Annotated in this window: 19 protein-coding genes and 3 tRNA genes; 11 read left to right on the top strand and 11 right to left on the bottom strand. The window is 62.5% G+C overall.

The genetic code is table 11. The features are described from left to right. Positions 1–3: 3 nt before the first annotated feature. A complete protein-coding gene (locus PARACOCCUSGL_RS0113300; RefSeq protein ID WP_010397416.1) occupies positions 4–1,293 on the bottom strand; it encodes an efflux RND transporter periplasmic adaptor subunit in 1,290 nt (429 codons plus the stop codon). 252 nt (positions 1,294–1,545) lie between these two features. Here PARACOCCUSGL_RS0113300 and PARACOCCUSGL_RS0113295 point away from each other — a divergent pair. Next, a tRNA-Gly gene (locus PARACOCCUSGL_RS0113295) sits at positions 1,546–1,619 on the top strand. Positions 1,620–1,648: 29 nt separating this feature from the next. Here PARACOCCUSGL_RS0113295 and PARACOCCUSGL_RS0113290 read toward each other — a convergent pair. Further along, a complete protein-coding gene (locus PARACOCCUSGL_RS0113290; protein ID WP_010397414.1) occupies positions 1,649–2,071 on the bottom strand; it encodes a DUF1489 family protein in 423 nt (140 codons plus the stop codon). A gap of 106 nt (positions 2,072–2,177) precedes the next feature. Here PARACOCCUSGL_RS0113290 and PARACOCCUSGL_RS0113285 point away from each other — a divergent pair, with 106 nt between their 5' ends. Then, positions 2,178–3,392 carry a multidrug effflux MFS transporter gene (locus tag PARACOCCUSGL_RS0113285; protein ID WP_029372237.1) on the top strand — a complete coding sequence of 405 codons (1,215 nt, stop codon included), beginning with the start codon at positions 2,178–2,180 and terminating at the stop codon, positions 3,390–3,392. 80 nt (positions 3,393–3,472) lie between these two features. Then, positions 3,473–3,547 (top strand) — tRNA-Glu (locus tag PARACOCCUSGL_RS0113280). 363 nt (positions 3,548–3,910) lie between these two features. Here PARACOCCUSGL_RS0113280 and PARACOCCUSGL_RS22715 read toward each other — a convergent pair. The 3 genes from PARACOCCUSGL_RS22715 to PARACOCCUSGL_RS0113260 form a co-directional block, all read right to left on the bottom strand. Continuing rightward, positions 3,911–4,192 (bottom strand): DUF6538 domain-containing protein, encoded by a 282-nt coding sequence (locus PARACOCCUSGL_RS22715; protein ID WP_369596700.1) that lies wholly within the window; start codon positions 4,190–4,192, stop codon positions 3,911–3,913. A gap of 119 nt (positions 4,193–4,311) precedes the next feature. Next, a tRNA-Asn gene (locus PARACOCCUSGL_RS0113265) sits at positions 4,312–4,386 on the bottom strand. Between the two features lie 101 nt (positions 4,387–4,487). Beyond that, the gene (locus tag PARACOCCUSGL_RS0113260) at positions 4,488–5,354 is read right to left on the bottom strand and encodes an MBL fold metallo-hydrolase (protein ID WP_010397407.1); all 867 of its coding nucleotides are present in this window, start codon (positions 5,352–5,354) and stop codon (positions 4,488–4,490) included. 58 nt (positions 5,355–5,412) lie between these two features. On the opposite strand from PARACOCCUSGL_RS0113260, the gene PARACOCCUSGL_RS0113255 reads away from it, so the two are divergent. The 4 genes from PARACOCCUSGL_RS0113255 (at position 5,413) to PARACOCCUSGL_RS0113240 (ending at position 8,951) form a co-directional block, all read left to right on the top strand. Next, on the top strand, positions 5,413–6,750 hold the full coding sequence (locus PARACOCCUSGL_RS0113255) for an ATP-binding protein (protein WP_010397405.1): 1,338 nt from the start codon (positions 5,413–5,415) through the stop codon (positions 6,748–6,750). Positions 6,751–6,822: 72 nt separating this feature from the next. Continuing rightward, entirely contained in the window at positions 6,823–7,749 is a 927-nt protein-coding gene (fabD, locus tag PARACOCCUSGL_RS0113250; protein ID WP_010397403.1) for an ACP S-malonyltransferase, read from the top strand. A gap of 94 nt (positions 7,750–7,843) precedes the next feature. Further along, positions 7,844–8,581, top strand: a complete 738-nt coding sequence (fabG, locus tag PARACOCCUSGL_RS0113245) for a 3-oxoacyl-ACP reductase FabG (RefSeq protein WP_010397401.1) — start codon at positions 7,844–7,846, stop codon at positions 8,579–8,581. 136 nt (positions 8,582–8,717) lie between these two features. After that, the gene (locus PARACOCCUSGL_RS0113240; protein ID WP_010397399.1) at positions 8,718–8,951 is read left to right on the top strand and encodes an acyl carrier protein; all 234 of its coding nucleotides are present in this window, start codon (positions 8,718–8,720) and stop codon (positions 8,949–8,951) included. Between the two features lie 144 nt (positions 8,952–9,095). Here PARACOCCUSGL_RS0113240 and PARACOCCUSGL_RS0113235 read toward each other — a convergent pair whose 3' ends face one another. Genes PARACOCCUSGL_RS0113235 through PARACOCCUSGL_RS0113220 form a run of 4 tightly spaced genes read right to left on the bottom strand, consistent with a single transcriptional unit; the run spans position 9,096 to position 13,655 of the window. Beyond that, positions 9,096–10,172, bottom strand: coding sequence for a BMP family ABC transporter substrate-binding protein (locus PARACOCCUSGL_RS0113235; protein WP_010397397.1), 1,077 nt, complete (start codon positions 10,170–10,172; stop codon positions 9,096–9,098). A 24-nt stretch (positions 10,173–10,196) separates the two neighbouring features. Then, positions 10,197–11,087 carry an ABC transporter permease gene (locus PARACOCCUSGL_RS0113230; protein WP_029372235.1) on the bottom strand — a complete coding sequence of 297 codons (891 nt, stop codon included), beginning with the start codon at positions 11,085–11,087 and terminating at the stop codon, positions 10,197–10,199. Then, positions 11,084–12,154 carry an ABC transporter permease gene (locus tag PARACOCCUSGL_RS0113225; RefSeq protein ID WP_010397392.1) on the bottom strand — a complete coding sequence of 357 codons (1,071 nt, stop codon included), beginning with the start codon at positions 12,152–12,154 and terminating at the stop codon, positions 11,084–11,086. Before PARACOCCUSGL_RS0113225 ends, PARACOCCUSGL_RS0113230 begins: the two co-directional genes overlap by 4 nt. Beyond that, on the bottom strand, positions 12,141–13,655 hold the full coding sequence (locus tag PARACOCCUSGL_RS0113220) for an ABC transporter ATP-binding protein (protein WP_029372233.1): 1,515 nt from the start codon (positions 13,653–13,655) through the stop codon (positions 12,141–12,143). Before PARACOCCUSGL_RS0113220 ends, PARACOCCUSGL_RS0113225 begins: the two co-directional genes overlap by 14 nt. A gap of 93 nt (positions 13,656–13,748) precedes the next feature. Between PARACOCCUSGL_RS0113220 and dnaE the strand changes: the two genes are divergently transcribed. Both dnaE and PARACOCCUSGL_RS0113210 read left to right on the top strand, forming a co-directional pair. After that, complete coding sequence (gene dnaE, locus PARACOCCUSGL_RS0113215) at positions 13,749–17,219, top strand: DNA polymerase III subunit alpha (protein WP_010397387.1); 3,471 nt, start codon at positions 13,749–13,751, stop codon at positions 17,217–17,219. 62 nt (positions 17,220–17,281) lie between these two features. Beyond that, a complete protein-coding gene (locus tag PARACOCCUSGL_RS0113210) occupies positions 17,282–18,343 on the top strand; it encodes a hypothetical protein (RefSeq protein ID WP_010397385.1) in 1,062 nt (353 codons plus the stop codon). Positions 18,344–18,401: 58 nt separating this feature from the next. Here the strand turns inward: PARACOCCUSGL_RS0113210 and ilvC are convergent, their stop codons facing one another. Beyond that, complete coding sequence (gene ilvC, locus PARACOCCUSGL_RS0113205; RefSeq protein WP_010397383.1) at positions 18,402–19,424, bottom strand: ketol-acid reductoisomerase; 1,023 nt, start codon at positions 19,422–19,424, stop codon at positions 18,402–18,404. A gap of 126 nt (positions 19,425–19,550) precedes the next feature. Here ilvC and PARACOCCUSGL_RS0113200 point away from each other — a divergent pair, with 126 nt between their 5' ends. After that, on the top strand, positions 19,551–20,006 hold the full coding sequence (locus PARACOCCUSGL_RS0113200; RefSeq protein WP_010397381.1) for an Lrp/AsnC family transcriptional regulator: 456 nt from the start codon (positions 19,551–19,553) through the stop codon (positions 20,004–20,006). Further along, complete coding sequence (locus PARACOCCUSGL_RS0113195; RefSeq protein ID WP_010397380.1) at positions 20,003–20,461, top strand: Lrp/AsnC family transcriptional regulator; 459 nt, start codon at positions 20,003–20,005, stop codon at positions 20,459–20,461. The genes PARACOCCUSGL_RS0113200 and PARACOCCUSGL_RS0113195 overlap by 4 nt, the downstream gene beginning before the upstream one ends. Positions 20,462–20,667: 206 nt before the next feature. On the opposite strand, the gene PARACOCCUSGL_RS0113190 is transcribed toward PARACOCCUSGL_RS0113195, so the two are convergent. Beyond that, a complete protein-coding gene (locus PARACOCCUSGL_RS0113190) occupies positions 20,668–22,245 on the bottom strand; it encodes a D-alanyl-D-alanine carboxypeptidase family protein (RefSeq protein WP_010397378.1) in 1,578 nt (525 codons plus the stop codon). Positions 22,246–22,248: the final 3 nt, after the last annotated feature.

Below are 22,248 nucleotides of genomic sequence, written 5' to 3'. Positions count from 1 at the left end.
GGTTCAGTTCGCCGGCTGAGCCTCAGCGGCCTGTGCGTCCGCGTTTCCTGCTTCGGTTTCGGTGGGGGCATCAGCCTCGGCGGGGGCATTTTCGCCCTCGCCACCCTGCGGCGTGGCGGCATTTTCGGCGGTGGCCGGGGCGGCTTCACCCTCGGCGGCGGGGGGCTGACGCTCTTCCGGCGTGACGGTCATACCGGGGCCGATCTTTTGCAGCCCTTCGACCACGATGCGGTCACCGTCATTCAGCCCTTTGCTGACGACCCATTTGTTGCCCATATCCTGCAGGATGGTCAGTTGGCGCTGCTCGACAACATTGTCTGCATTGACCACTAGGGCGATGGGCTGGCCGCGCCGGTCGCGGGCGACACCTTCTTGCGGAGCCAGAACGACATTGCGCGCCGTCGCCTGCTGCACCACCGCCTGAACATACATGCCGGGCAGCAGGATGCTTTCGGGGTTGGCAAAAGACAGCCGCAGCGTGACCACGCCGGTCGTCTCGTTCACATAGGGCTCGGCTGCGGTCAGCGTGCCCTGATGGGCGTATTCGGTGCCATCGGCAAGGCGGAGCGTCACCTTGCGCTCGGCCATATGCTCGGCTCCCTGCGCGGCCATTTCGCGGCGGAAGCGGATCAGCTCGGCTGCCGATTGCGTCACATCGACATGCACCGGGTCCAGCTTGCGGATCACTGCCAGCGGCGTCGGCTGGCTGGCGGTCACCAGCGCGCCCTGACTGGTCTGGGCAAGGCCGATCTCGCCATCCAGCTCGGCGCGGATGGTGGTGCGCTCAAGCTCGATACGGGCGGTTTGCAGCTGCGCCTCGGCGACCTTGACCGCGGCCTCGGCTGAATCGCGGGCGGCAATGGCGTTGTCGGTCGAGCTTTCGCTGGCGACACGGCGGTCACGCAGCGCACCGACACGTTCGGCCTCGCGACGGGCTGCATCGGCCTGCGCGCGCGCCTGGGCAACGGCGGCTTCGGCCTGCGCCACGGCAGCCTGATAGGTGGTCGCGTCTATACGGAACAGCGGATCGCCGACCTTGACGCGGCTGCCTTCCTCAAACAGGCGCTCGGTGACGATGCCGTTGACCTGCGGCCGGACCTCGGCCTCGGCCGAGGCGGTGACGCGGCCCGGCAGTGTGGTGGTCAGAGGCACGTCCTCGGCACGCAGAGTTACGACCGTCACCGGCGGTGGCGGCATCTGCGAGGGGTCCTGTGCGAGAGTGGATACAGGGACGAGCCCCGTTCCAAGCGAAAGGATCACGGAAATCGCCACGCGGCGCGACAGCGCGAACATCATCTTGCTCCGGACATGTGCAGACGCCAGCATAACGAACAGGTTAACGATCGATGATCAATCCCAAAATCGTCGTGCGGGCGTCCTGAGCCTTGCTTTGGGGAAGGTCGAAAGAGGGGTCATTCTTACCGCCCATCTGGATTCAGGCAACCCAGAAACTGCATAGCATTTGTCGTTAATTGTTGTCGGCGGGTCTGCGGTGCAGATTGGTCTTGCGGCGGGTGTGCTGAGACAGTAATCAGGCGGGGCCTCGCGGGTGTAGCTCAATGGTAGAGCCGCAGCTTCCCAAGCTGAAGACGAGGGTTCGATTCCCTTCACCCGCTCCAACCGCCCTCCATTGTCTGGATACGCGTCGCTAGCGCAGGCCCATTTCGGCAAGCGCGCGGGCGATGTCGGGCGGTAGATTCGGCTCATCCTCACGGCAAGCTGGCAGGTCGGGCGGGGCGTCGCTGCCGGGCAGGTATCGCCAGCCCTGGAAAGGGCGACGCGGCACCGAGGCGACCCGGACCAGCACCGGATCAAGCACGAGGGCGCAGCGGCGGATGCCGTCGTCGCCCTGAATCTCCTGCAGCTCAAGGATGCGCTGGCGGGCCTGCATGACACCCTTGAACACCCAATAGATCGAGCCGCCATTCAAAAGTTCGGCCTCGCGCTTGGGCCACATGCGGGTGACATGGCGGGCCGGGCCGCCGCCGTAGCGGTGCTTTTGCCAGGCGGCCAGCTCGGCTGGATCATCGCAGCCGACGCAGAGTTTCATCAGGTTCAGGGATGCGCTCATGCGTCAGATATATCCCGCCGGCGGGCGGGCGCAACCAGAGGACGGCAGGTCTTGATCCACACGGCCCCCGGCGTTACGCCCGGGTGTCCAATATTTGGAATGCCCCATGTCTCATCCCTCCGCACGACCGGCCGCCGGGCAATCCCAGCCGGAGTTCATCGCGATGCTGGCGCTGATCTTTGCCGTCATCGCATTTTCGATTGATTCGATGCTGCCTGCACTGCCCGAGATCGCTGCGGCGCTGACGCCTCAGGATGTGAACCGGGCCCAACTGGTCCTGACCGCATTTGTGGGTGGTATGGGGCTGGGGCTGCTTGTCGGCGGGCCGCTGTCCGACGCCTTTGGGCGTAAGCCGGTGATCACGGCAGGTTTTGCGCTTTATGCCCTGGCCGCCATTGCTGCGATCTTTGCCGATTCGCTGACGCTGCTGCTTGCTGCGCGCTTTGTTCAGGGGCTTGGCGCCGCCGCCCCGCGCATCGTTGCAGTGGCTATGGTGCGCGATCTTTATCAGGGTCGTGAGATGGCGCGGATCACCAGCTTTGTCATGATGATCTTTATCCTCATCCCTGCGGTCGCGCCCTCTGTCGGCGCGGTGGTGATCTATTTTGTCGGCTGGCGCGGGGTCTTTGGCTCTTTCGTGGTACTGGCGCTGATCGGCAGCCTGTGGATGAACCTGCGTCGCCCCGAGACCCTGCCGGCCGAGGCGCGCCGTCCCCTGAACCTGCGCAACCTTATCGATGCGGCGCGCGAGGTTCTGGGGAATGGTCAGGTGCAACTGGTCACGCTGGTGATGACGCTGGGCTTTGGCCAGATGTTTGCGCTGCTAAGCTCAGCCCAGCAGCTTTTCGTGAACACATATGGTACTGGGGATCGTTTCCCGCTGTGGTTTGCCGCCATGGCGCTGCTTTCAGGCAGCGGGACGGTCCTGAACGCGCGCTATGTTGTGCGGCTGGGAATGCGGCGGATCGTGCGTATGGCCTATCAGATGCAGGTCGTGGTGTCAGCGGTAATGGTAGTGCTGATCTTTGGGGATCTTTTGCCCGAGGCATTGCGGTTTCCGGCATTCTTTTTCTGGGCGGTCAGCGTGTTCTTTATGGCCGGCGTGACCTTTGGCAACCTTAACGCCATGGCCTTGCAGCGTATGGGGCATGTCGCGGGGATGGCGGCCTCGGTCGTGGGGGCGGTCTCGACGCTGGGGGCGGTGGTGATCGCGGCTCCGATCGGGCTGCTCTATGACGGGACGGCGCGGCCGATCGTTCTGGCGACGCTGATCTGTTCGTCTCTGGCGCTGGTCCTGATGCGGCGGGTTCGCGACAGCTAAGCGGAAAAGTTGTCCACAGAAGAATACGCCGATACCTCTTGCGGCGCGGCGCGTGCTGTCCTAAAGAGCAGCCCGGCTGCGGCCCGTTCGTCTATCGGTTAGGACGTCAGGGTTTCAACCTGAAAAGAGGGGTTCGACTCCCCTACGGGCTGCCATTCTATCCTACCTCTCCTGACCAGCCTGTCGAATTCAGAGCCTTCCGTGAGGCTGGCTTTGGTCGTGCATTTGCAGGTCTGCAATGCATTGCGTAAGCGACCCGAGCGGCAACCCGGTAAATGGGGGTGGATCAAGCTGACGCAGCGCGGCCACGAACTGCGCGATAGGGGCTTGTTTTATCTGCCGAATGTCTCGAATGCCCGTAATCTCACTGAATAGGACATAAACCTTGGTCATTTGGCCGACTTGAGCCTATGACATGCCTTGCGCCTGTTTTTGATCCATCAAGCGCCTGACAAGGGCCTTAATTGAGGGGCCGTAAGGATCGGCCTTACGTGGGGCGGGGATAGACTCAGCACGGGCTATCGCAGGCTTTGGGGCCATTTCTGCGGGCAAATCCATGCCCTCACGGCGGATGACCATCTGTAGATGGGCCAAACGGCCTCGTAATCCGCCTTTCCGGCGGCGAAATCATCGAAGGCGCGGTTGCTCTCGGCTGTCACCAGAGGGCCAAGCCTACGGGCGCGGGCAGGGTCACTTGTGCGAAGGCTTATCAGCAGAACTTTTGCACCAAGCGCCGCAGGCAGTCTGCGCCGCCAACAATAGGTTGCAGCGCGTCGAACGAGGTGGGCGGCAAGGGTCAAGAACGTCTCCGTTTAAGAGCCGTTCGCGATGCGCATCAAAGACTTACGTGCATCATGCCTGTATATCAAACCCGCCCGAGGGGGCAGTTTGATCAAGGCTTCAGCAGCTTAAGGGAAAATGGCTCCGGCGGTAGGGATCGAACCTACGACCAATTGATTAACAGTCAACTGCTCTACCGCTGAGCTACGCCGGAACACGGGGCGGTGTATAGCCTTGCTTTTTGAGGTCGTCCAGAGGGTTTGCGCATTTTTTTAACTGCGCGAGAAATTCTTTGCGGCTCGGACGGAAATTGGATTAACGTGCTGAAAATATTGCGTCCGAAGCGATCAGCCCCGGGGTTGAGACCGCACCCAGTTCGTGCAGCGCAATCAGATGCGCCAGCACGTTGCGTGTCGCGGCGGGCAGCAGGGCCGGGGGAATCTCATAAATCTGCTGCGCGAGATTTTCGGCCGTGGCGGGGGAGCGGCTCAGGGCCGCAAGGATTTGTGCCGTGCGCTCACGCCGATGGGCGGCAAGCTCGGCCAGCCGGGCGGCAGGATCGTGGATTGCCTCGCCATGCGCGGGCAGCAATTGCGAAGCACCGGCCGAAGCAAGGCGTGCGAGCGTGCGGAAGTAGTCCGCCAGATCCCCGTCCGGAGGGGAAATGATGGTCGAGGACCAGCCCATTACCACATCGCCGCAAAAGATGGTTTCGTCATGACGAAAGGCCAGATGGCCGGCGAAATGGCCCGGGGTGTGGATTGCGGTAAGGCGCCATTCATCGGTCTCGATCACTGCGCCGTCGGCCAGCGGGATATCGGGGGCGAAATCGCGGTCCAGCCCTTCGCCTCCGTCGATTGCGCCTTCGCGTGCCAGCCGCTCCATTACTGCCGAACGACCGGATTCGGCAGGGCCAAAGCCCAGAATCGGGGCGCCTGTGGTCTGTGCCAACGCACGGGCCCCTTCGGAATGATCAAGATGGGCATGGGTGACGAGGATATGGCTGATACGGCCGGCGCCAGCAGCGGCCAGAATTGCCTCGCGATGTTCGGGCAGATCGGGGCCGGGGTCGATCACGGCGATTCGCTCATGCCCCAGCAGAAAGGTGTTGGTGCCCGGTCCGGTCAGGGGCGAGGGATTGTTGGCGGTTATTACCCGCAGGGCTTTCTCGACGCTGGTCATGGAGGTAATCTAGCCGCCACAGCACCCGGATTCCAAGGGTGCGGGAAGGCAGGAGGCGATGAATTTCGACTGGCTGAAGCGGACGATGCCGCGCGGTCTTTACGGGCGGGCGGCGCTGATCCTGTTCCTGCCGGTCGTAGTGGTGACGGTTGTGGTCACCGTCATGTTCCTGCAGCGCCACTTCGAAGATGTGACGCGGCAGATGACCTCTGGCATGGCGCATGAGGTGGCGCTGGTCGCATCGCGCATCGAGGCCGCGCCCGATGAGGCGGCGGCGCGTGTGGCGGGGCGCGAGATCGCGGCACCTCTGGGGCTGGAGCTCGTTCTGCCGGCAGAGCCGGGGACCGAGTGGCGGGCGCTTTATGACCTTTCGGGTCGGGTGGTGATCGCCGAGCTGCATGAGCGGGTGCCAGATGTGCGCAGCGTCGATCTGAGCCACCGGCGCGAGGTGCGCGTTACCCTGCAGGGTCGTTGGGGCTATTATCAGCTGGCTTTCCCGCGATTGCGGGTCAGTGCCTCGAACCCGCATCAGCTGCTGGTGCTGATGACCGGCACCTCGCTGCTGATGACCGCGATTGCGACGGTGTTTCTGCGCAATCAGCTGCGCCCGATCCGTCGGCTGGCCCGCGCGGCCGAGGAATATGGCAAGGGACGCATCATCCCCTATCGGCCTGCAGGCGCTACCGAAATTCGCAGCGCGGGCACCGCATTTCTTGAGATGCGCGCCCGGATAGAACGCCAGAATGAGCAGCGCAAACAGATGCTCTCGGGCGTGAGCCACGACCTGAGAACTCCGCTGACCCGGTTGCGGCTGGGACTGTCGATGCTGAGCCCTGATTACCCGCCCGAGCCGGACGAGATCGCGGCGCTGGAAAGCGATGTCGCGGCTATGGGCACCATGGTTGACGCCTTTCTGGATCACGCGCGCGACGCGGCGCAAGACGCGCCGCCCGAGCCGGTACCGGCACTGGACTTTGTTCGTGGCATCGTCGCTGACGCACAGCGCGGTGGGCAGGATGTCGTCCTGCACTCGGCGGTTGGCGATCAGTCCGGGCGGGCGACCTTTCGTCGCGACAGTCTGCGCCGAGCGGTCGAGAACCTGATCGGCAATGCCGTGCGTTATGGTGACCGCGCCGAGGTCGAGGCAGCTTTGGGGCCCAGCTATTTCCGCATCTCGATCGAGGATGACGGACCCGGCATCCCTCCTGAACGGCGGGAAGAGGCGCTGCGCCCCTTTACGCGCCTTGACCCAGCCCGCAACCAGAATCGTGGTCAGGGCGTAGGGTTGGGTCTGTCGATTGCCGCCGATATTGCCCGAGCCCATGGCGGGCAGTTGCGGTTGGGGCAGGGCGAGCGGCTGGGCGGCCTGCGAGCCGAGATTGTGATTCCGCGCTAAGCGGCGCAGTTGCGAGGCAACCCCGCGCAAGTTAAGGCTGTTGGAAAGACATAAGACAGAAGGAAAACCGCAATGCGGGCATTCGTATTTCCGGGGCAGGGTGCACAGGTCATTGGCATGGGGCGCGAACTGGCCGATGCCTATCCGGCAGCGAGCGAGGTCTTTGCCGAGGTGGATGAGGCATTGGGCGAAAGCCTCTCGGACCTGATCTGGAATGGCGATATCGAGACGCTGACCCTGACGCGGAACGCCCAGCCGGCGTTGATGGCAACCTCGATCGCGGCCTTTCGCGCGCTTGAGGCCGAGGGCTTTGGCATTTCGGACGCGGATTTCGTCGCAGGACATTCCTTGGGCGAATATTCGGCGCTGTGCGCGGCAGGCGCGCTGAGCCTTGCCGATACGGCGCGTCTGTTGCGCCTGCGTGGTCAGGCGATGCAAGAGGCCGTGCCGGTCGGTCAAGGCGCAATGGCAGCGATCCTTGGGCTTGATTTTGCCGCTGTGGACCAGATCGCGCGCGACGCGGCCGAGGGCGAGGTTTGTCAGGCGGCCAATGATAATGATCCCGCGCAGGTGGTGATCTCGGGCCATAAAGAGGCGGTCGAGCGTGCGGCGGCCTTGGCGAAAGAGCGGGGTGCCAAGCGCGCGCTGATGCTGCCTGTTTCTGCGCCTTTCCACTCGGCCTTGATGCAGCCGGCTGCGGCGGCGATGGCCGAGGCGTTGGCGGCGGTCGAGATTGCCGCCCCGGCTGTGCCCCTGGTCGCCAATGTCCGTGCCGAGCCGGTGACCGAGCCGGGCGCGATCCGGCGACTGCTGGTCGAACAGGTGACCGGCGCGGTGCGCTGGCGTGAGTCGATTGAATTCCTTGCCGGGGCTGGTGTGACCGAGTTTTGGGAGATTGGCGCTGGTAAGGCGCTGTCTGGGATGATCAAGCGTATCTCGAAGGAAGCGGTGACCCGCAATGTCGGGACGCCTGCGGATATCGCTGCGCTGAAGGAATAAGAGCGGGGGCTCTGCCCCCCGCCTGACCGGCCCCCTGATGGGGCCGGTCAGGCGTTCCCCCGGGATATTTGAACACGGAAGAAGAGGCTTTGGGATGTTTGATCTGACGGGCAAGAACGCCCTTGTGACCGGCGCGTCGGGCGGAATTGGCAGTGCTGTTGCCGAAGCGCTGCATGCTGCCGGGGCGACGGTGGCGCTGTCGGGCACCCGCGAGGCGCCGTTGCGGGAGCTGGCTGAAAAGCTGGGTGAGCGGACACATGTCGTCACCGCCAACCTTGCTGACGCTGCCGCGGTTGAGGCCCTGCCCAGGGCGGCAGCCGAGGCCATGGGATCGGTCGATATTCTGGTCAACAATGCCGGCATCACCCGCGACAACCTTTTCATGCGCATGTCCGACGAGGAATGGGCGCAGGTGCTTGAGGTCAATCTGACGTCGAGTTTCCGGCTCTGCCGGGCTGTGCTGCGCGGCATGATGAAGGCGCGCTGGGGCCGGATCGTGAGTATCGGCTCGGTCGTGGGGAGTACTGGTAATCCCGGGCAGGGCAATTACGCTGCTGCCAAGGCGGGGCTTGTCGGCATGTCAAAGAGCCTTGCCTATGAGGTCGCCTCGCGCGGGATCACGGTGAATTGTGTTGCGCCGGGCTTTATCGAGACCGCGATGACCGACAAGCTGAACGATGAGCAAAAGGGCCGGATCCTTGGGCAGATTCCTGCCGGTCGCATGGGCTCTGCCCAGGAAATCGCCGCCGCTGTGCTATATCTGGCCAGCCCCGGGGCAGGCTATGTCACGGGCGCCACGCTGCATGTCAACGGCGGCATGGCGATGATCTGAAGGTGGTTTATGCGGGTTGCAAGATCACGTTCGCGTGCTATATCCCGCAAGCAAGCCTGCAGGGGAACCGCCCTGGGCTATGACCGGCAATCGCTGGAACATCTGGGCGGACTGCCCGCGAAAACGAGGAAGAGATATGAGCGATATCGCTGATCGCGTGAAGAAAATTGTCGTCGAGCACCTGGGTGTCGATGAGGACAAGGTGACGGAAACCGCCTCGTTCATCGACGATCTCGGCGCCGATTCGCTGGATACCGTCGAACTGGTCATGGCGTTCGAAGAAGAGTTCGGGATCGAGATCCCGGATGATGCCGCCGAAACCATCCAGACCTTTGGCGACGCGGTGAAGTTCATCCAGGGCGCGGTCTGATCCAGCCTTGAGAGATTTTCGGGGCGGTGCTTCCAGCACGGAAGCGCCGCCCTTTTCATATATCCGGGCAGAAGGCTGTGCGGCCTTTGGGTGCCGTCAAAGAAAAAAGGGCCGGGGCTTTGACCCGGCCCTTGGTTTCTGTCCTTACTTGGGCATCGGGGCGGTGATGCCCTCGACGTAGAAATTGAGGCTTGCCAGTTCTTCATCACTTGCGGTCTGACCTTCGGCCAACCAGGCAGAGCCATCCTGCTTGTTCAGCGGGCCGGTGAAGGGGTGGTACTCGCCCGAGGCGATCTTGTCGCGCAGGGCCAGCGCCTCTTCCTTCACCTCGGGCGGGACCGCCTCGGTAATGTCGCCGATCACCACTTCGCCATCACCGATGCCCAGCCAGACGCCGTGCGATTTCCAGGTCCCGTCCAAAGCCTCTCCGACGCGCTTGATGTAATAGGGCGACCAGTTGTCGATGATCGAGGCGACGCGAGGCTTGGGCGCGAAATTCGTCATGTCCGACGCCTGACCAAATCCGAATGCTCCCGCCTCTTGCGCCTTGGCAAGCGGCGCAGTCGAATCGGTGTGCTGCATAAAGACGTCCACGCCCTCGGCAATCAGGGCTGCGGCTGCGTCGGCCTCTTTCGCGGGGTCGAACCAAGTGTAGGCCCAGACCACCTTCATCTCGACATCGGGGTTGACCTTCTTGGCGTGGATATAGGCCGAGTTGATGCCCTGAATGACCTCGGGGATCGGGAAAGAGCCGATATAGCCGATCTTGTTCGACTTGGTCATGCGCCCGGCAATGGTGCCAAGTACCGCACGCCCTTCGTAGAAGCGGGCGTCATAAGTGGCCACGTTCTCGGCGCGCTTGTAGCCGGTGGCGTGCTCGAACTTCACGTCCGGGAATTTCTTGGCGACGTTGATCACCGCGTCCATAAAGCCAAAGCTGGTGGCAAAGATCAGCTTGTTGCCGGCCAGCGCAAGCTGGGTCAGGGCGCGTTCGGCATCTGCTCCTTCGGGCACCGATTCGATGTAGGTGGTCTCGATCCGGTCGCCATATTCTTTTTCGATCGCCTGCCGGGCCAGATCGTGCTGATAGGTCCAGCCCCCGTCGCCCACCGGGCCGACATAGATGAAGCCTACCTTCAGCTTTTCCTCCTGCGCGAAGGCGGGCAGGGCCGAACTGGCCATCAGCGCCGCGGCGCTGCCAAGAAGGGTTCTGCGTTTCATGTCATGCTCCTTGCGGGTTGGTCTTTATTTCAGGGCGTGGAAGGGCCGGCCCAGGCTTGCGGGGGCAGCCCCCGTGCCCGAGCGGCCGAACTTCTGCCGGGCCGAGATCAGCACCAGCACGATGATCGTGGCGAGATAAGGCGCCATCGACAGCAGTTGTACGGGCACCGCGACACCCGCCGCCTGCAGGCGCAGTTGCAGCACCGTCACGCCGCCAAAGAGCCATGCGCCGGCAAGCACCCCCCAGGGGTTCCACTGCGCAAAGACCACGATGGCAAGCGCGATCCAGCCCGCACCGGCGGTCATGCCCTCGGTCCACTGCAAAACCGTAGCGATCGAGATATAGGCCCCGCCCATTCCGGCAAGCGCGCCGCCAAAGCCGATGGCGAGGATGCGCACCAGCCGCACCGGATAGCCCAGGGCATGGGCTGCGTCGTGGTTTTCGCCAACCGCACGCAGGATCAGGCCGGGTCGGGTTCGGGTAAGAAACCACCAGATCAGCGGCACCAGCGCCATGCCAAGCCAGATCATCCAGTTCAGCCCAAGGGGACCGGGCATGATTGCCGGGGCCTTCACGCCCTCATAGGGTTTGCCGAACAGTGCTGTCAGGCCCAGTCCGAAAAGTGTCAGCGCCAGCCCGGTCGCCACCTGATTGGAAAGCAGGAACTGTGTCAGCGCCGCGAATGTCATCGAGACTGCCATGCCAGCAATGGCGGCGGCAACAAAACCAAGCGCCGGGCTATCGCTGGCGTGGGCGGCGGCAAAGCCTGCCAGCGCGCCAGTGATCATCATGCCCTCGACGCCAAGGTTCAGCACGCCCGCACGCTCGACCACCAATTCGCCAAGCGCGGCGAAAAGGATGGGGGTTGCCGCGCCAAGCAGCAGGATAAAAACGGAAAGCGGGTCGATCATCATGCGCGCCTCCGGATGCGGTAGCGGGTCAGGATGTCAAACCCCAGCAGGAAAAAGAGCAGCATTCCTTGAAACACCTGTACCGTGGCGGCGGGCAGGTTCAGCATCATCTGCGCCAGCTCTCCGCCGATATAGGTCAGGGCCAGCAACAGCCCTGCCAACAGGATTCCCAAGGGATGCAGCCGGCCAAGAAAGGCGACGATGATCGCGGTGAACCCGTAGCCTGAACCAAAGCTTTCGGTGATCTGTCCGCCCGGGCCTGCAACCTCGAACAGCCCGGCAAGCCCGGCAAGCGCGCCCGAGACGCCAAGGCACAGCGCCACCAGCCGTTCCGGCCTGACACCGGCAAAGCGCGCAGCGCGCGGAGCTGCACCAGCAGTGCGGATGTGAAAGCCCAGGATGTGGCGCGACATGATGAACCAGGTCGCCGCCAGGGCCAGCACGGCAGCTACGCCGCCCCAGTGCAGGCCGGAATTGGCGATCAGCTCTGGGTTCGAGGCGGATTCGTATTGCTGAAGGTTGCGCGAGCCGGGAAAGTTAAAGCCTTCGGGGTTTTTCATCGGGCCAAAGGCCATCCATGCCGCGATACGCTGCGCGACATAGACGAGCATCAGCGAAACGAGGATCTCTGATGCGCCGAACCAGTTGCGCAGCATGGCCGGGATCATACCCCAAGCCCAGCCCCCCGCCGCACCTGCGAGGATCATGGCGGGAAAGATCCAATGGGCCTCTAGCGGATAGGCAGCCAGCGCGACGGCCGCGCCGCTGATCGCGCCGATGATATACTGGCCCTCGGCGCCGATATTCCAGATCCCGGCGCGGAACCCCAGCGCCAGACCCGAGGCGATCAGGATCAGCGGCCCAGCCTTGACCAGCAGTTGCGGGCGCGAATAGCCCGAGGCGGGGCCGAACAGCGGGTCCCAAAAGATGGTGCGGATCGAGGCCACCGGGTCAAAGCCCATGGCGGCAAACAACGCGCCTCCGACAATGATCGTCGCCAGCACCGCAAGAAGCGGTGTCACCACCTGCCAAAGCAGCGGGGCCGAGGCGCGGGGCTCAAGCCTGAACATGTGCGACCTCCATGCCGTGCGCGCCGCCAAGCATCAGCCCGATTTCGTCGATCGTCAGCCCGTCGGTCGGATGCGGGTTTGAAAGCCGTCCCTGATTCAGGGCGCAGAAACGGTCAGAGAGCTCCAGCAATTCATCCAGGTCCTGGCTGATGACGATCACCCCCGCGCCTTCGGCGGCAAGATCCAGCAGAGCCTGCCGGATCGAGGCCGCGGCCCCGGCATCCACGCCCCATGTCGGCTGGTTCACCACCAGCACGCGCGGGTGGCTCAGAACCTCGCGCCCGATGACGAATTTTTGCAGATTTCCGCCGGACAAAGCCCCTGCCGCTGTGGCAGGGCCGGGGGTGCGCACGTCAAAGCTTTGGATCACCTGCCGGGCGAAATCCGTCGCGGCCTTGCGGTCGATCAGACCATGGCGCGCAAGGCCCTGACGCGAGGTTCCGGTCAGCAGCGTGTTTTCGGTCAGACTGAATTCAGGTACGGCGGTATGACCCAGACGGTCCTCGGGCACGGCCAAAAGACCCGCGCGCCGCCGCAGTTCAGGACCCGCCCGGGACAGATCCTTGCCCTCAAGAGTGACGGTGCCCGGCGCGGTCGGTGCCTCACCCGAAAGGGCCGAGAGCAGTTCTTCCTGCCCGTTGCCGGCGACGCCGCCGATGCCAAGGATTTCGCCGCTGCGCAGGGTCAGGGCGACATCCTTTAGCGCCATGCCATCACCCGAGGGCAGGGAAAGGTTGCGTACCTCAAGCACTGGCGCACCTGGCTTGCGGCCCGACCTATCCACCACCCGCATTTCTGCACCGACCATCATCGCGGCCAGTTCGCGGGCAGAGTGGGCGCGGGGGTTAACCGTGCCCATCACCTTGCCCTGACGCAGAATGGTGGCGCGGTCGCAATGGCTGCGGATCTCTTCCAGCTTGTGGCTGATATACAGGATCGCCGTGCCTGCTTCGGCCAGTTGGCGCAGGGTGGCAAACAGGATCTCGGCCTCTTGCGGGGTCAGGACCGAGGTCGGCTCGTCCATGATCAGCAGGCGCGGGTTTTGCAAAAGGCAGCGCAGGATCTCGACCCGCTGACGCTCGCCCGCCGACAGGGCGGCGATGCGACGGGCCGGATTCAGCGGCAGGCCATAACCCTGCGACAGCTCGGCGATCCGGCGCGACAGTTCAGCGCGTGGCGGCGGGTTTTCCATCCCCAGCGCGATATTCTCGGCAACCGTCAGCGCCTCGAACAGCGAAAAATGCTGAAACACCATGGCAACCCCGGCGGCACGTGCAGCCTTTGGGTCATGCGGCGCATAGGGTGCGTCCAGCAGGAGCATCCGCCCCTCATCTGGCCGCACCAGCCCGTAGATCATTTTGACCAGCGTTGATTTGCCAGCCCCATTCTCGCCCAGCAGGGCGTGAATCTCGCCCGCCGAGACGGTGAAAGAGACATCATCATTGGCGCGCACGCCGGGATAGGTCTTGCCCAAGCCCTCTGCTTGGAAAACATTCGTCACTGTCGCGCGCCTCGCTGACCTTTTCCGCCAGATTAGCGGTTTTCCGCCGCCGGGCAATTGCACAGTTGGGCAGATCACCCTTAGATTGGCGCCATGCCGGAAAATTCGCCCCGATTCATTCACCTTCGCACGCATTCCGAACACTCGCTGCTGGAAGGCGCGGTGCCGGTCAAAAAACTTGCCGATCTGGCGGCACAGAACGGTATGCCTGCTGTGGCGCTGACCGATACGAACGCGCTTTTTGCGGCGCTGGAGTTTTCGGTCAAGGCGCAGGACGCGGGCGTGCAGCCGATCATCGGTTGCCAGGTGACGCTGCAGGCAGAGATGACCGGCCCGATTGTGCTATTGGCGCAGAATGAGGCAGGCTGGCTGAACCTGATGGATCTTTCGACCTGCCTTTATCTGCGGGACGACAATTCGCTGCCCCATGTCACTGTTGATGAGCTGGAAACCCGGGCCGAGGGGCTGATCTGCCTGACCGGTGGGGCGGGCGGGCCCCTGGGGCAGCTGGTGCTGCAAGGGCGCGAGGCAGAGGCCCGTGGGTTGGCCCAGCGGCTTGCCGCCGCATTCCCGACCCGGCTTTATGTCGAGCTGCAGCGCCATCATGACGCCGAAGGCCAGCCCGTTCCTGAAGAGGTGGGCTCGGAAGGTGGTATGGTTGACATCGCCTATGCGCTGGATCTGCCGCTGGTGGCGACGAATGATGTCTATTTCCCCAAGCCCGATCTTTATGCCGCCCACGATGCGCTGATCTGCATTTCCGAGCGTGCCTATGTCGATCAGACCGCGCCGCGCCGCCGGCTGACCCCGCAACATTACTTCAAGACCGCGGCCGAGATGGCGACGCTGTTTGCCGACCTGCCCGAAGCGATCGACAATACCGTCGAGATCGCCCGCCGCTGCGCCTATGCGGTCAGCAAGCGCAAGCCGATCCTGCCGAAATTCGCTGATGATGAGGTCGAAGAACTGCGTCGTCAGGCGTGGGAGGGGCTGCGCGCCCGGTTGGCGGTTATCCCGCATTCCGCCTCGGTCGAGGAATATGAAGAGCGGCTGCGGTTCGAGCTGGGCATCATCGAGCAGATGGGGTTCCCGGGCTATTTTCTGATCGTTGCCGATTTCATCAAATGGGCCAAGGAACATGGTATTCCGGTCGGGCCGGGCCGGGGGTCGGGGGCTGGCTCTCTCGTGGCCTATGCGCTGACGATTACCGACCTTGATCCAATGCGTTACAGCCTGCTCTTTGAGCGGTTTCTGAACCCCGAGCGGGTGTCGATGCCTGACTTTGACATCGACTTCTGCATGGATCGCCGCGAAGAGGTGATTCAATACGTTCAGGAAAAATATGGCCGCGACAAGGTCGGCCAGATCATTACCTTTGGTGCGCTGCTGTCAAAGGCGGCGGTGCGCGACGTCGGGCGGGTGCTGCAACTGCCCTTTGGTCAGGTGGATCGCCTGTCCAAGATGATCCCGGTCGAAGGCGTCAAACCCGTCAGCGTCACCAAGGCCTTGGCGGATGAACCGCGTCTGCGTGAGGCCGCCAAGGAAGAGGTCGTCAACCGCCTGCTTGATTACGCCTCAAAGATCGAGGGGCTGCTTCGGAACGCATCGACCCATGCTGCTGGCGTGGTGATCGGGGACCGACCGCTGCATCAGCTGGTGCCGCTTTACCGCGACCCGGCTTCGGACATGCCGGCAACACAGTTCAACATGAAATGGGTCGAACAGGCGGGTCTGGTCAAATTCGACTTCCTTGGCCTCAAGACCCTGACCGTGATCCAGAACGCGGTGGACCTGATCAACACCGGCGGGCGTCCCCTGCATGTCGCCGCCGATGGGCGCGAACTTTACCAGCCCGCAACGGGGGCCGAGAATCGCATCAACGCCATCCCGCTGGACGATAAGGCGACCTATGATCTGTTTGCCTCGGCCCGGACGGTGGCGGTGTTCCAGGTCGAAAGCTCGGGCATGATGGATGCGCTGCGGCGCATGAAGCCAACCTGCATCGAGGATATCGTCGCTCTGGTTGCGCTCTATCGCCCCGGCCCGATGGAAAACATCCCTACCTATTGCGAGGTCAAGAACGGGCTGAGGCCGCTTGAATCGATCCATCCCTCGATCGACCACATCCTTGCCGAGACGCAGGGCATCATCGTCTATCAGGAACAGGTGATGCAGATTGCGCAGGTCATGGCGGGCTATAGCCTTGGCGGCGCCGATCTCTTGCGCCGTGCCATGGGCAAGAAGATCGCCGAAGAAATGGCGAAGGAACGGCCCAAGTTCGTCGAGGGCTGCAAAGCACAGGGAATCGACGCGAAGAAGGCTGGGGAGGTCTTTGATCTTCTTGAGAAATTCGCGAATTACGGCTTCAATAAATCGCACGCTGCCGCCTATGCCGTAGTCAGCTATCAGACCGCATGGCTCAAGGCCAATCACCCGGTTGAATTCATGGCCGCGGTGATGAACTGCGATATCCACCTGACCGACAAGCTGGCCGTTTACAAGCGCGAAGCCGACCGCATGGGGATCGAGACGGTCCCGCCCTGCGTGAACCGCTCGGCCGCGACCTTCAGTGTGCGGGATGGCAAGATCGTTTATGCGCTTGGCGCGTTGAAAGGTGTCGGGGTCGAGGCGATGAACCTGATCGTGCAGGCGCGCGGCGACCGGCCCTTTGCCGATATGCACGATTTTGCCCGCCGCGTGGACATGCGCCGCGTCGGCAAACGCCCGCTTGAGATGCTGGCCCGGGCAGGGGCCTTTGATGCGCTTGACCCGAACCGGGCGCGGGTTCTGAGGTCGCTCGATGGTCTCGTCGCCTGGTCCTCTGCGGTGCAGGAGGCGGCATGTTCAAGCCAGTCGTCGCTTTTCGGTGGCGGAGAGGATCTGCCGCCTCCTCGTCCCGTTGCCGCATCTGTATGGATGCCTGCCGAAAAACTGGCCGAGGAACATGCGGCCGTGGGTTTCTACCTGTCGGGCCATCCGCTGGATGACTACCTGCCAGCCCTGCGCCGCAAAGGGGTGCAGACACTGGCAGAGGTCACGCAGGCTGCGCAGGATGGTGCGCTGGTTGCCCAGCTTGCGGGGACTGTGGCCCATCGGCAGGAAAAAAAGTCGGCGCGCGGTACCCGTTTTGCCTTTGTCGGCCTGTCTGATCCTACCGGCCTTTATGAGATCACGGTCTTTTCCGACACACTTGATGCCCATCGCCAGCATCTGGAGCCGGGCGAGAACGTCGTCCTGCAAGTGCAGGTCGAGCCTTCGGGGGATCAGGTCAAGCTGCTTGCCCGCTCGGTCATGCCGCTGGAGCAGGCTGTCGCGGATGCCGGTGCCAACCGCCTGGCGGTCGAGATTGCGGGGATCGAGGCGGTTCCCGGTATCGCCGAAGCACTGGCCCGCATCCAGGCCGAGGTCAACGCGCCGCCCCGCGCCCGTGGCCCGATCACGCTGCGGCTAAAAGACGGCGCAGATCTTGTCGATATCGAAATCACCGAGGATGCGCCCCTGACCACCCCCGCACGTCAGGCGCTGCGCGTCATCCCCGGCGTGCTTGAGGTAGTGGAAGAATAAGTCTTCACAAACAACGCCATGCCGTGTCAGATGCCACAGACGATTTAGTGCAGGAGTGATTGATGCTGTTTCCAACCATTGCCCAGGGTGTCGTCCCCAATGCTGACGGAGCAGTGACACGCTTTGTCTCGCCCGAGGTGCGGGGGAAATCCTGGTTTAACCCCGCAAAATCGGTCATTTTCGTTAACGGAATGCTGAATACGGGGATGGACCACAAGGCCAGCGCCGAAGCGTTGTCGTTGATGCTCGTCTGTCCGGTAATCGGTGTTTACAACAAGAAAGACGGTTTCTGGCGCGACCTTTACCAGTGTGTCACGGACAAGGCGCAGATGACCGGTCTGCAAACCAGCAACGTCAGTCACAATACAGACTGGATCAAATTCTTTGATAGCGTCTGGCAGTCTATGCGCAAGACCCGCCCGACCGCCACGAAAGAGGATCTGATTTACGAACTGCTCAGCTCAAATGCCGCGGCGCAATCGCTGTTTGCGCTGCTGGTCGGAACTCCGGGCGGAATGCTTGGGACGCCGATCTACTGTCACAGTCAGGGCAACCTTGTGACCTCAAATGCTCTGGCGGGGGTGACGCTTGCCAGAGGCGCGGGCGCAGTCCGCGGGCTTGAGGTGCACAGCTACGGTTCGCCCGCCCGCGGCTGGCCCGCTGGCCTGAACAGAACCAACCAGGCTTATACCTTTGATCCTGTGAGCTTCCTTGATCTGCGCATGGACTGGTCCAGCTCGAAAGTCGGTTTCAAGGTTGCGCATGGCTTTCTTGAATACGTCAAACAGGACGGGGAATTCGTCGTCAATCGCTTCCGCACTGGCGGCTGGGGGATGACGGTTAATATGGATGAAAAGGGGCTTGCGAAATATTGCGTGAGCCTTGGTACCAATACGCGCCGCCTTCGTGCGATCTTTGATCGCCTGGAGAAAGCCCATTTCACCGACAATGACGATGTGGCGCTTGAGTATGTGGCGCTGCTTTCGGACAGCCAGATCAGCGCGCTGCAAAGCACCGATCCGGTCCTTATCACCCAGTTGGTGCGCCTGCTGAAAGCGGGTATCTACACCACCGGCGAACGCCGCGCGGTTGAGCGGCTGGAAGCGGCCCAGAAGATCGCCTGATCCTTCGCACCATTGAAACAAAAAAAGCCCCGCTTTTGCGGGGCTTTCCTGTGGCGTGTCAGTTGCGCTCTTTGTCGACCATCTTGCCCTTCGAGATCCAGGGCATCATGGCGCGCAGCTTTTCACCAACCTTCTCGATCTGGTGCTCGTCGTTGATGCGGCGGGTCGCCTTGAAGAAGGGCTGGCCGACAGCATTTTCCTGCATGAAGTCGCGCACGAATTTGCCAGTCTGGATGTCGGTCAGGACCTCTTTCATGCGGCGCTTGGTTTCCTCATAGGGCAGGATGCGCGGGCCGCTGACATACTCGCCATATTCGGCGGTGTTCGAGATCGAGTAGTTCATGTTCGCGATGCCGCCTTCGTAGATCAGATCCACGATCAGCTTTACCTCGTGCAGGCACTCGAAATAGGCCATTTCGGGTTCATAGCCAGCTTCGACCAGGGTCTCAAAGCCCATCCGGATCAGCTCGACAAGGCCGCCACACAGAACGGCCTGTTCGCCGAACAGGTCGGTCTCGCATTCCTGACGGAAGTTCGTCTCGATGATGCCTGAGCGGCCGCCGCCGATGGCCGAGCAATAGCTCAGCGCCAGATCCATGGCCTTGCCGGTTGCGTCCTGGTGTACGGCAACAAGGCAGGGCACGCCGCCGCCTTTGACGTATTCGCCGCGCACGGTGTGACCCGGGCCTTTCGGCGCCATCATGATGACATCGACGCCTTTCTTGGGCTCGATCAGCCCGAAATGCACGTTCAGGCCGTGAGCAAAGGCGATGGCTACACCTTCGCGCAGGTTGTCATGGACATATTTGCGATAGGTTTCGGCCTGAAGCTCATCGGGCATGGTGAACATGATCAGGTCGGCCCAGGCAGCGGCCTCGGCGATGCCCATGACCTTCAGTCCTTCGGCTTCGGCTTTCTTGGCCGAGGCCGAGCCTTCGCGCAGCGCGACAACAACGTTTTTCGCGCCCGAATCACGCAGGTTCAGCGCATGGGCGTGGCCCTGGCTGCCGTAACCCAGCATGGCGATTTTTTTGTCCTTGATCAGGTTCACGTCGCAATCGCGATCGTAATAGACACGCATCGGAATCTCCTGGCTATTGATGCCGGTGTTCTAGCAGCGATCAGGATTTGGTTCCGTGCAATCTTTGCGGTTTCTCTGGCTACACAGAGAAAACCATGCCATACTTGTGCCAAAGGTGAAATAATCATGCCTGATGTCACTGATCGCCGTATTTTGCGCCAGCTTTTGGCCGATCCCGGGATTGCGAATGCGGAACTTGCCGAGCGGGCAGGCGTGACGCCGGTCAGCCTGTGGCGGCGGCTGGAGCGGATGCGTGAAAATGGCGTGATCAGGGCTGTTGAGGCAAAGATAGACTGGCGTAAGCTTGGGTACGAGGTGCAGGTCAGTCTGCGCTTTACCCTTGATAAGACCCATCCGCGCGCTTTCGACGAATTCATCGCTGCCGCCCGGCAAGTGCCTGAAGTGACCGAGATTCAGACCTTTCTGGGCTCGGTGGATCTGCGGCTGTCGGTCATTGCGCGCGATATGGCGCATTGGCAGCAGCTTTATCGGGAAAGCATCCTGACTTTGCCGCATGTGGCGGATAGTGACGCGCTGATGCTCGTTTCGACCATCAAGGACGTGCAGGAGTTGCCGTTGTGAGCGTCCAGCCTGATGCGACTGACCTCGCCATCCTGCGGCTTTTGGGCGAGGACGCAACGCGGGGCGCGGCAGAGATTGGCCGGATGCTTGGTTTAACCCAACCGGCGACCTGGCGCCGCATTCGCCGCCTGACCGAGACAGGGGTGATTGCTGGCCGTCGCATCGTCGTGAATGAAGCTGCGTTGGGTTTTGGGGTGACTGTTTTTTTGGGTATCCGGTTGGCGGTCAAAGGCCGCGTGAGCCTTGAGGACTTTGAACGTGCGGTGATGGCGATCCCCGAGGTGCAGGTCGTGCAGCATGTTCTGGGTCAGTTCGATTACCGGCTACGTATCCGCGCCCGCGACATTGCGGATTTTGAACGGATCCTGCGTCGCCGCATCATGACCCTGCCCGGAGTGGGGCAGGTCGAGGCGAACGTCATGCTTTCCGAAGAGCGTCGGCCGGGCCCGCTATAGACTGCGACCGAGGTTCATCGCTGAGAGCCCTAAAGGTTTTAGCGAAGCAATCAGCCTGCTTCCATCGACTCGAATGCACTCCCTGACTTCGGGAGGGTGTTTCTGGGAAAGCTTGGATGAGCCGGGATTTTTTGCGGGCAAGTCAATCAAGCCTGCCGGATTTCTGCGCCAGCTTCAAACAGAACTGGCGCAGAGAAGCGGTCGAATCACGGGCCGATGATGCGGCAGTCTTGTTGGCGAGCGGCAAGGCGGCCACAGGCCAGTTCTGCGGTGTCTTTTGTCATGCCAACAAAATTCGCCTCAAAGCCGCGTTTGGTACTGGCGACGCGGCTCAACGCGCTGCCAAGCGAGCTGTTTTCCTGCAAGGCCGTACGCAGCAAGGTCTGCTCGGCCTCACCCTGCGAGCGGAACAGGCCAAGCGAGATCCCCCACCGCTTTCCCTCGGAATTGCCGCTGCGCGATACGATTTCGGTCGCTTGCGGGGCATTATCCTCTTCGGGTTCCAGCGAGGCTAGGATAATGGTCTCCGACCGCTGAGCGGGGGCCGGGGTCTCCAGCAGCGCAATGCTTTCTGGTTGCGGCTCAGATGTCTGTACGAACAGAGAAGGAGAGCCCGCAGGCTGTTCGGCAGGCATCAGGCTTGCCGATTGACCGTCACGCGGCGCACGAACGGGGCGGTTGGCCTCGATCGGTTCACTGATGGGTTCCTGTGCATCGCCTTCCTCCGGTCGCGCTTCGGGACGTGCCGCGCGGGCAAGGACCTCGGGATCGACAGCGGCGTTTGCCACCGCTCCGGTGCCGGGCTTGCGCGCCGGTCGTGCGCTGGCGCGAAGTGTGCTGCCAGTGCTGGGCGCTGGGGTCGGAGCCGCTGCTTGCGCGCGTGAGACGGCGGCAGAGATGGCTGCCGGAGTAACCACGGCTACGGTTGAGGCCCGTGCGACCGGACGGTCCGAAACCGAGAGAGAGGCGCTGGCCTGCGCCTGGCGCGGCTCGACCCGTGCGACCTGCACGGTGCGGCGCACCTTTTTCTCGGCGACGAACTCTGGCGGCGCGGGCCTGACCTCACGCACACGGGTTGGGGCCTTTCCGAAACCGGCGTCGAGCAATTGCGCCATCACCGCATTGCGATGTGCGGTCGAGGTGCCGCCCAGAACGGTGGCAACCAGCCGTTTGGAGCCACGTTTTGCCGAAGCGGTCAGGTTGAAGCCTGCTGCCCGGGTATATCCCGTTTTGATGCCGTCCGCGCCTTCATAACCGTCAAGAAAGCGCCGGTTCGTGCTTGAAACGGTGGCAATCCCCGCATCCGCCGAACGGCGCGAGAAGATCGAATAATATTGCGGGAAGTCATAGAACAGCCGCCGGCCAAGAATGGTCATGTCGCGGGCGGTCGAATAATGCCCCTCGGCCGTAAGGCCATTGGCATTGCGGAAATTGGTATTGCGCATGCCCAGGGCGCGGGCGGTCTGGGTCATCTGGCGGGCGAATTTCTCTTCCGATCCAGCGAGACCTTCGCCGATCACCGTGGCAGCGTCATTGGCTGATTTCACTGCCGCGGCGCGGATCAGGTAACGCAACTCAATACGTTGACCGGGCTTCAGCCCCAGACGGGATGGCGGTTGCGAAGCGGCGTGGCTCGACACCAGGAACTTACTGTCCAGACGCACCTGCCCGCGTTCAATCGCGGCAAAAGCCAGATACAGCGTCATCATCTTGGTCAGCGAGGCCGGGTGCAGCCGCGTATCAGCGTTCTGCGCGTAAATCTCTTGCCCGGACCTTGCATCCATGAC

The organism is Paracoccus sp. TRP, from assembly GCF_000185925.1.
In the GTDB taxonomy this organism is placed as follows: Bacteria; Pseudomonadota; Alphaproteobacteria; order Rhodobacterales; family Rhodobacteraceae; genus Paracoccus; species Paracoccus kondratievae.
This window is presented reverse-complemented; position numbering and strand designations above follow the sequence as displayed.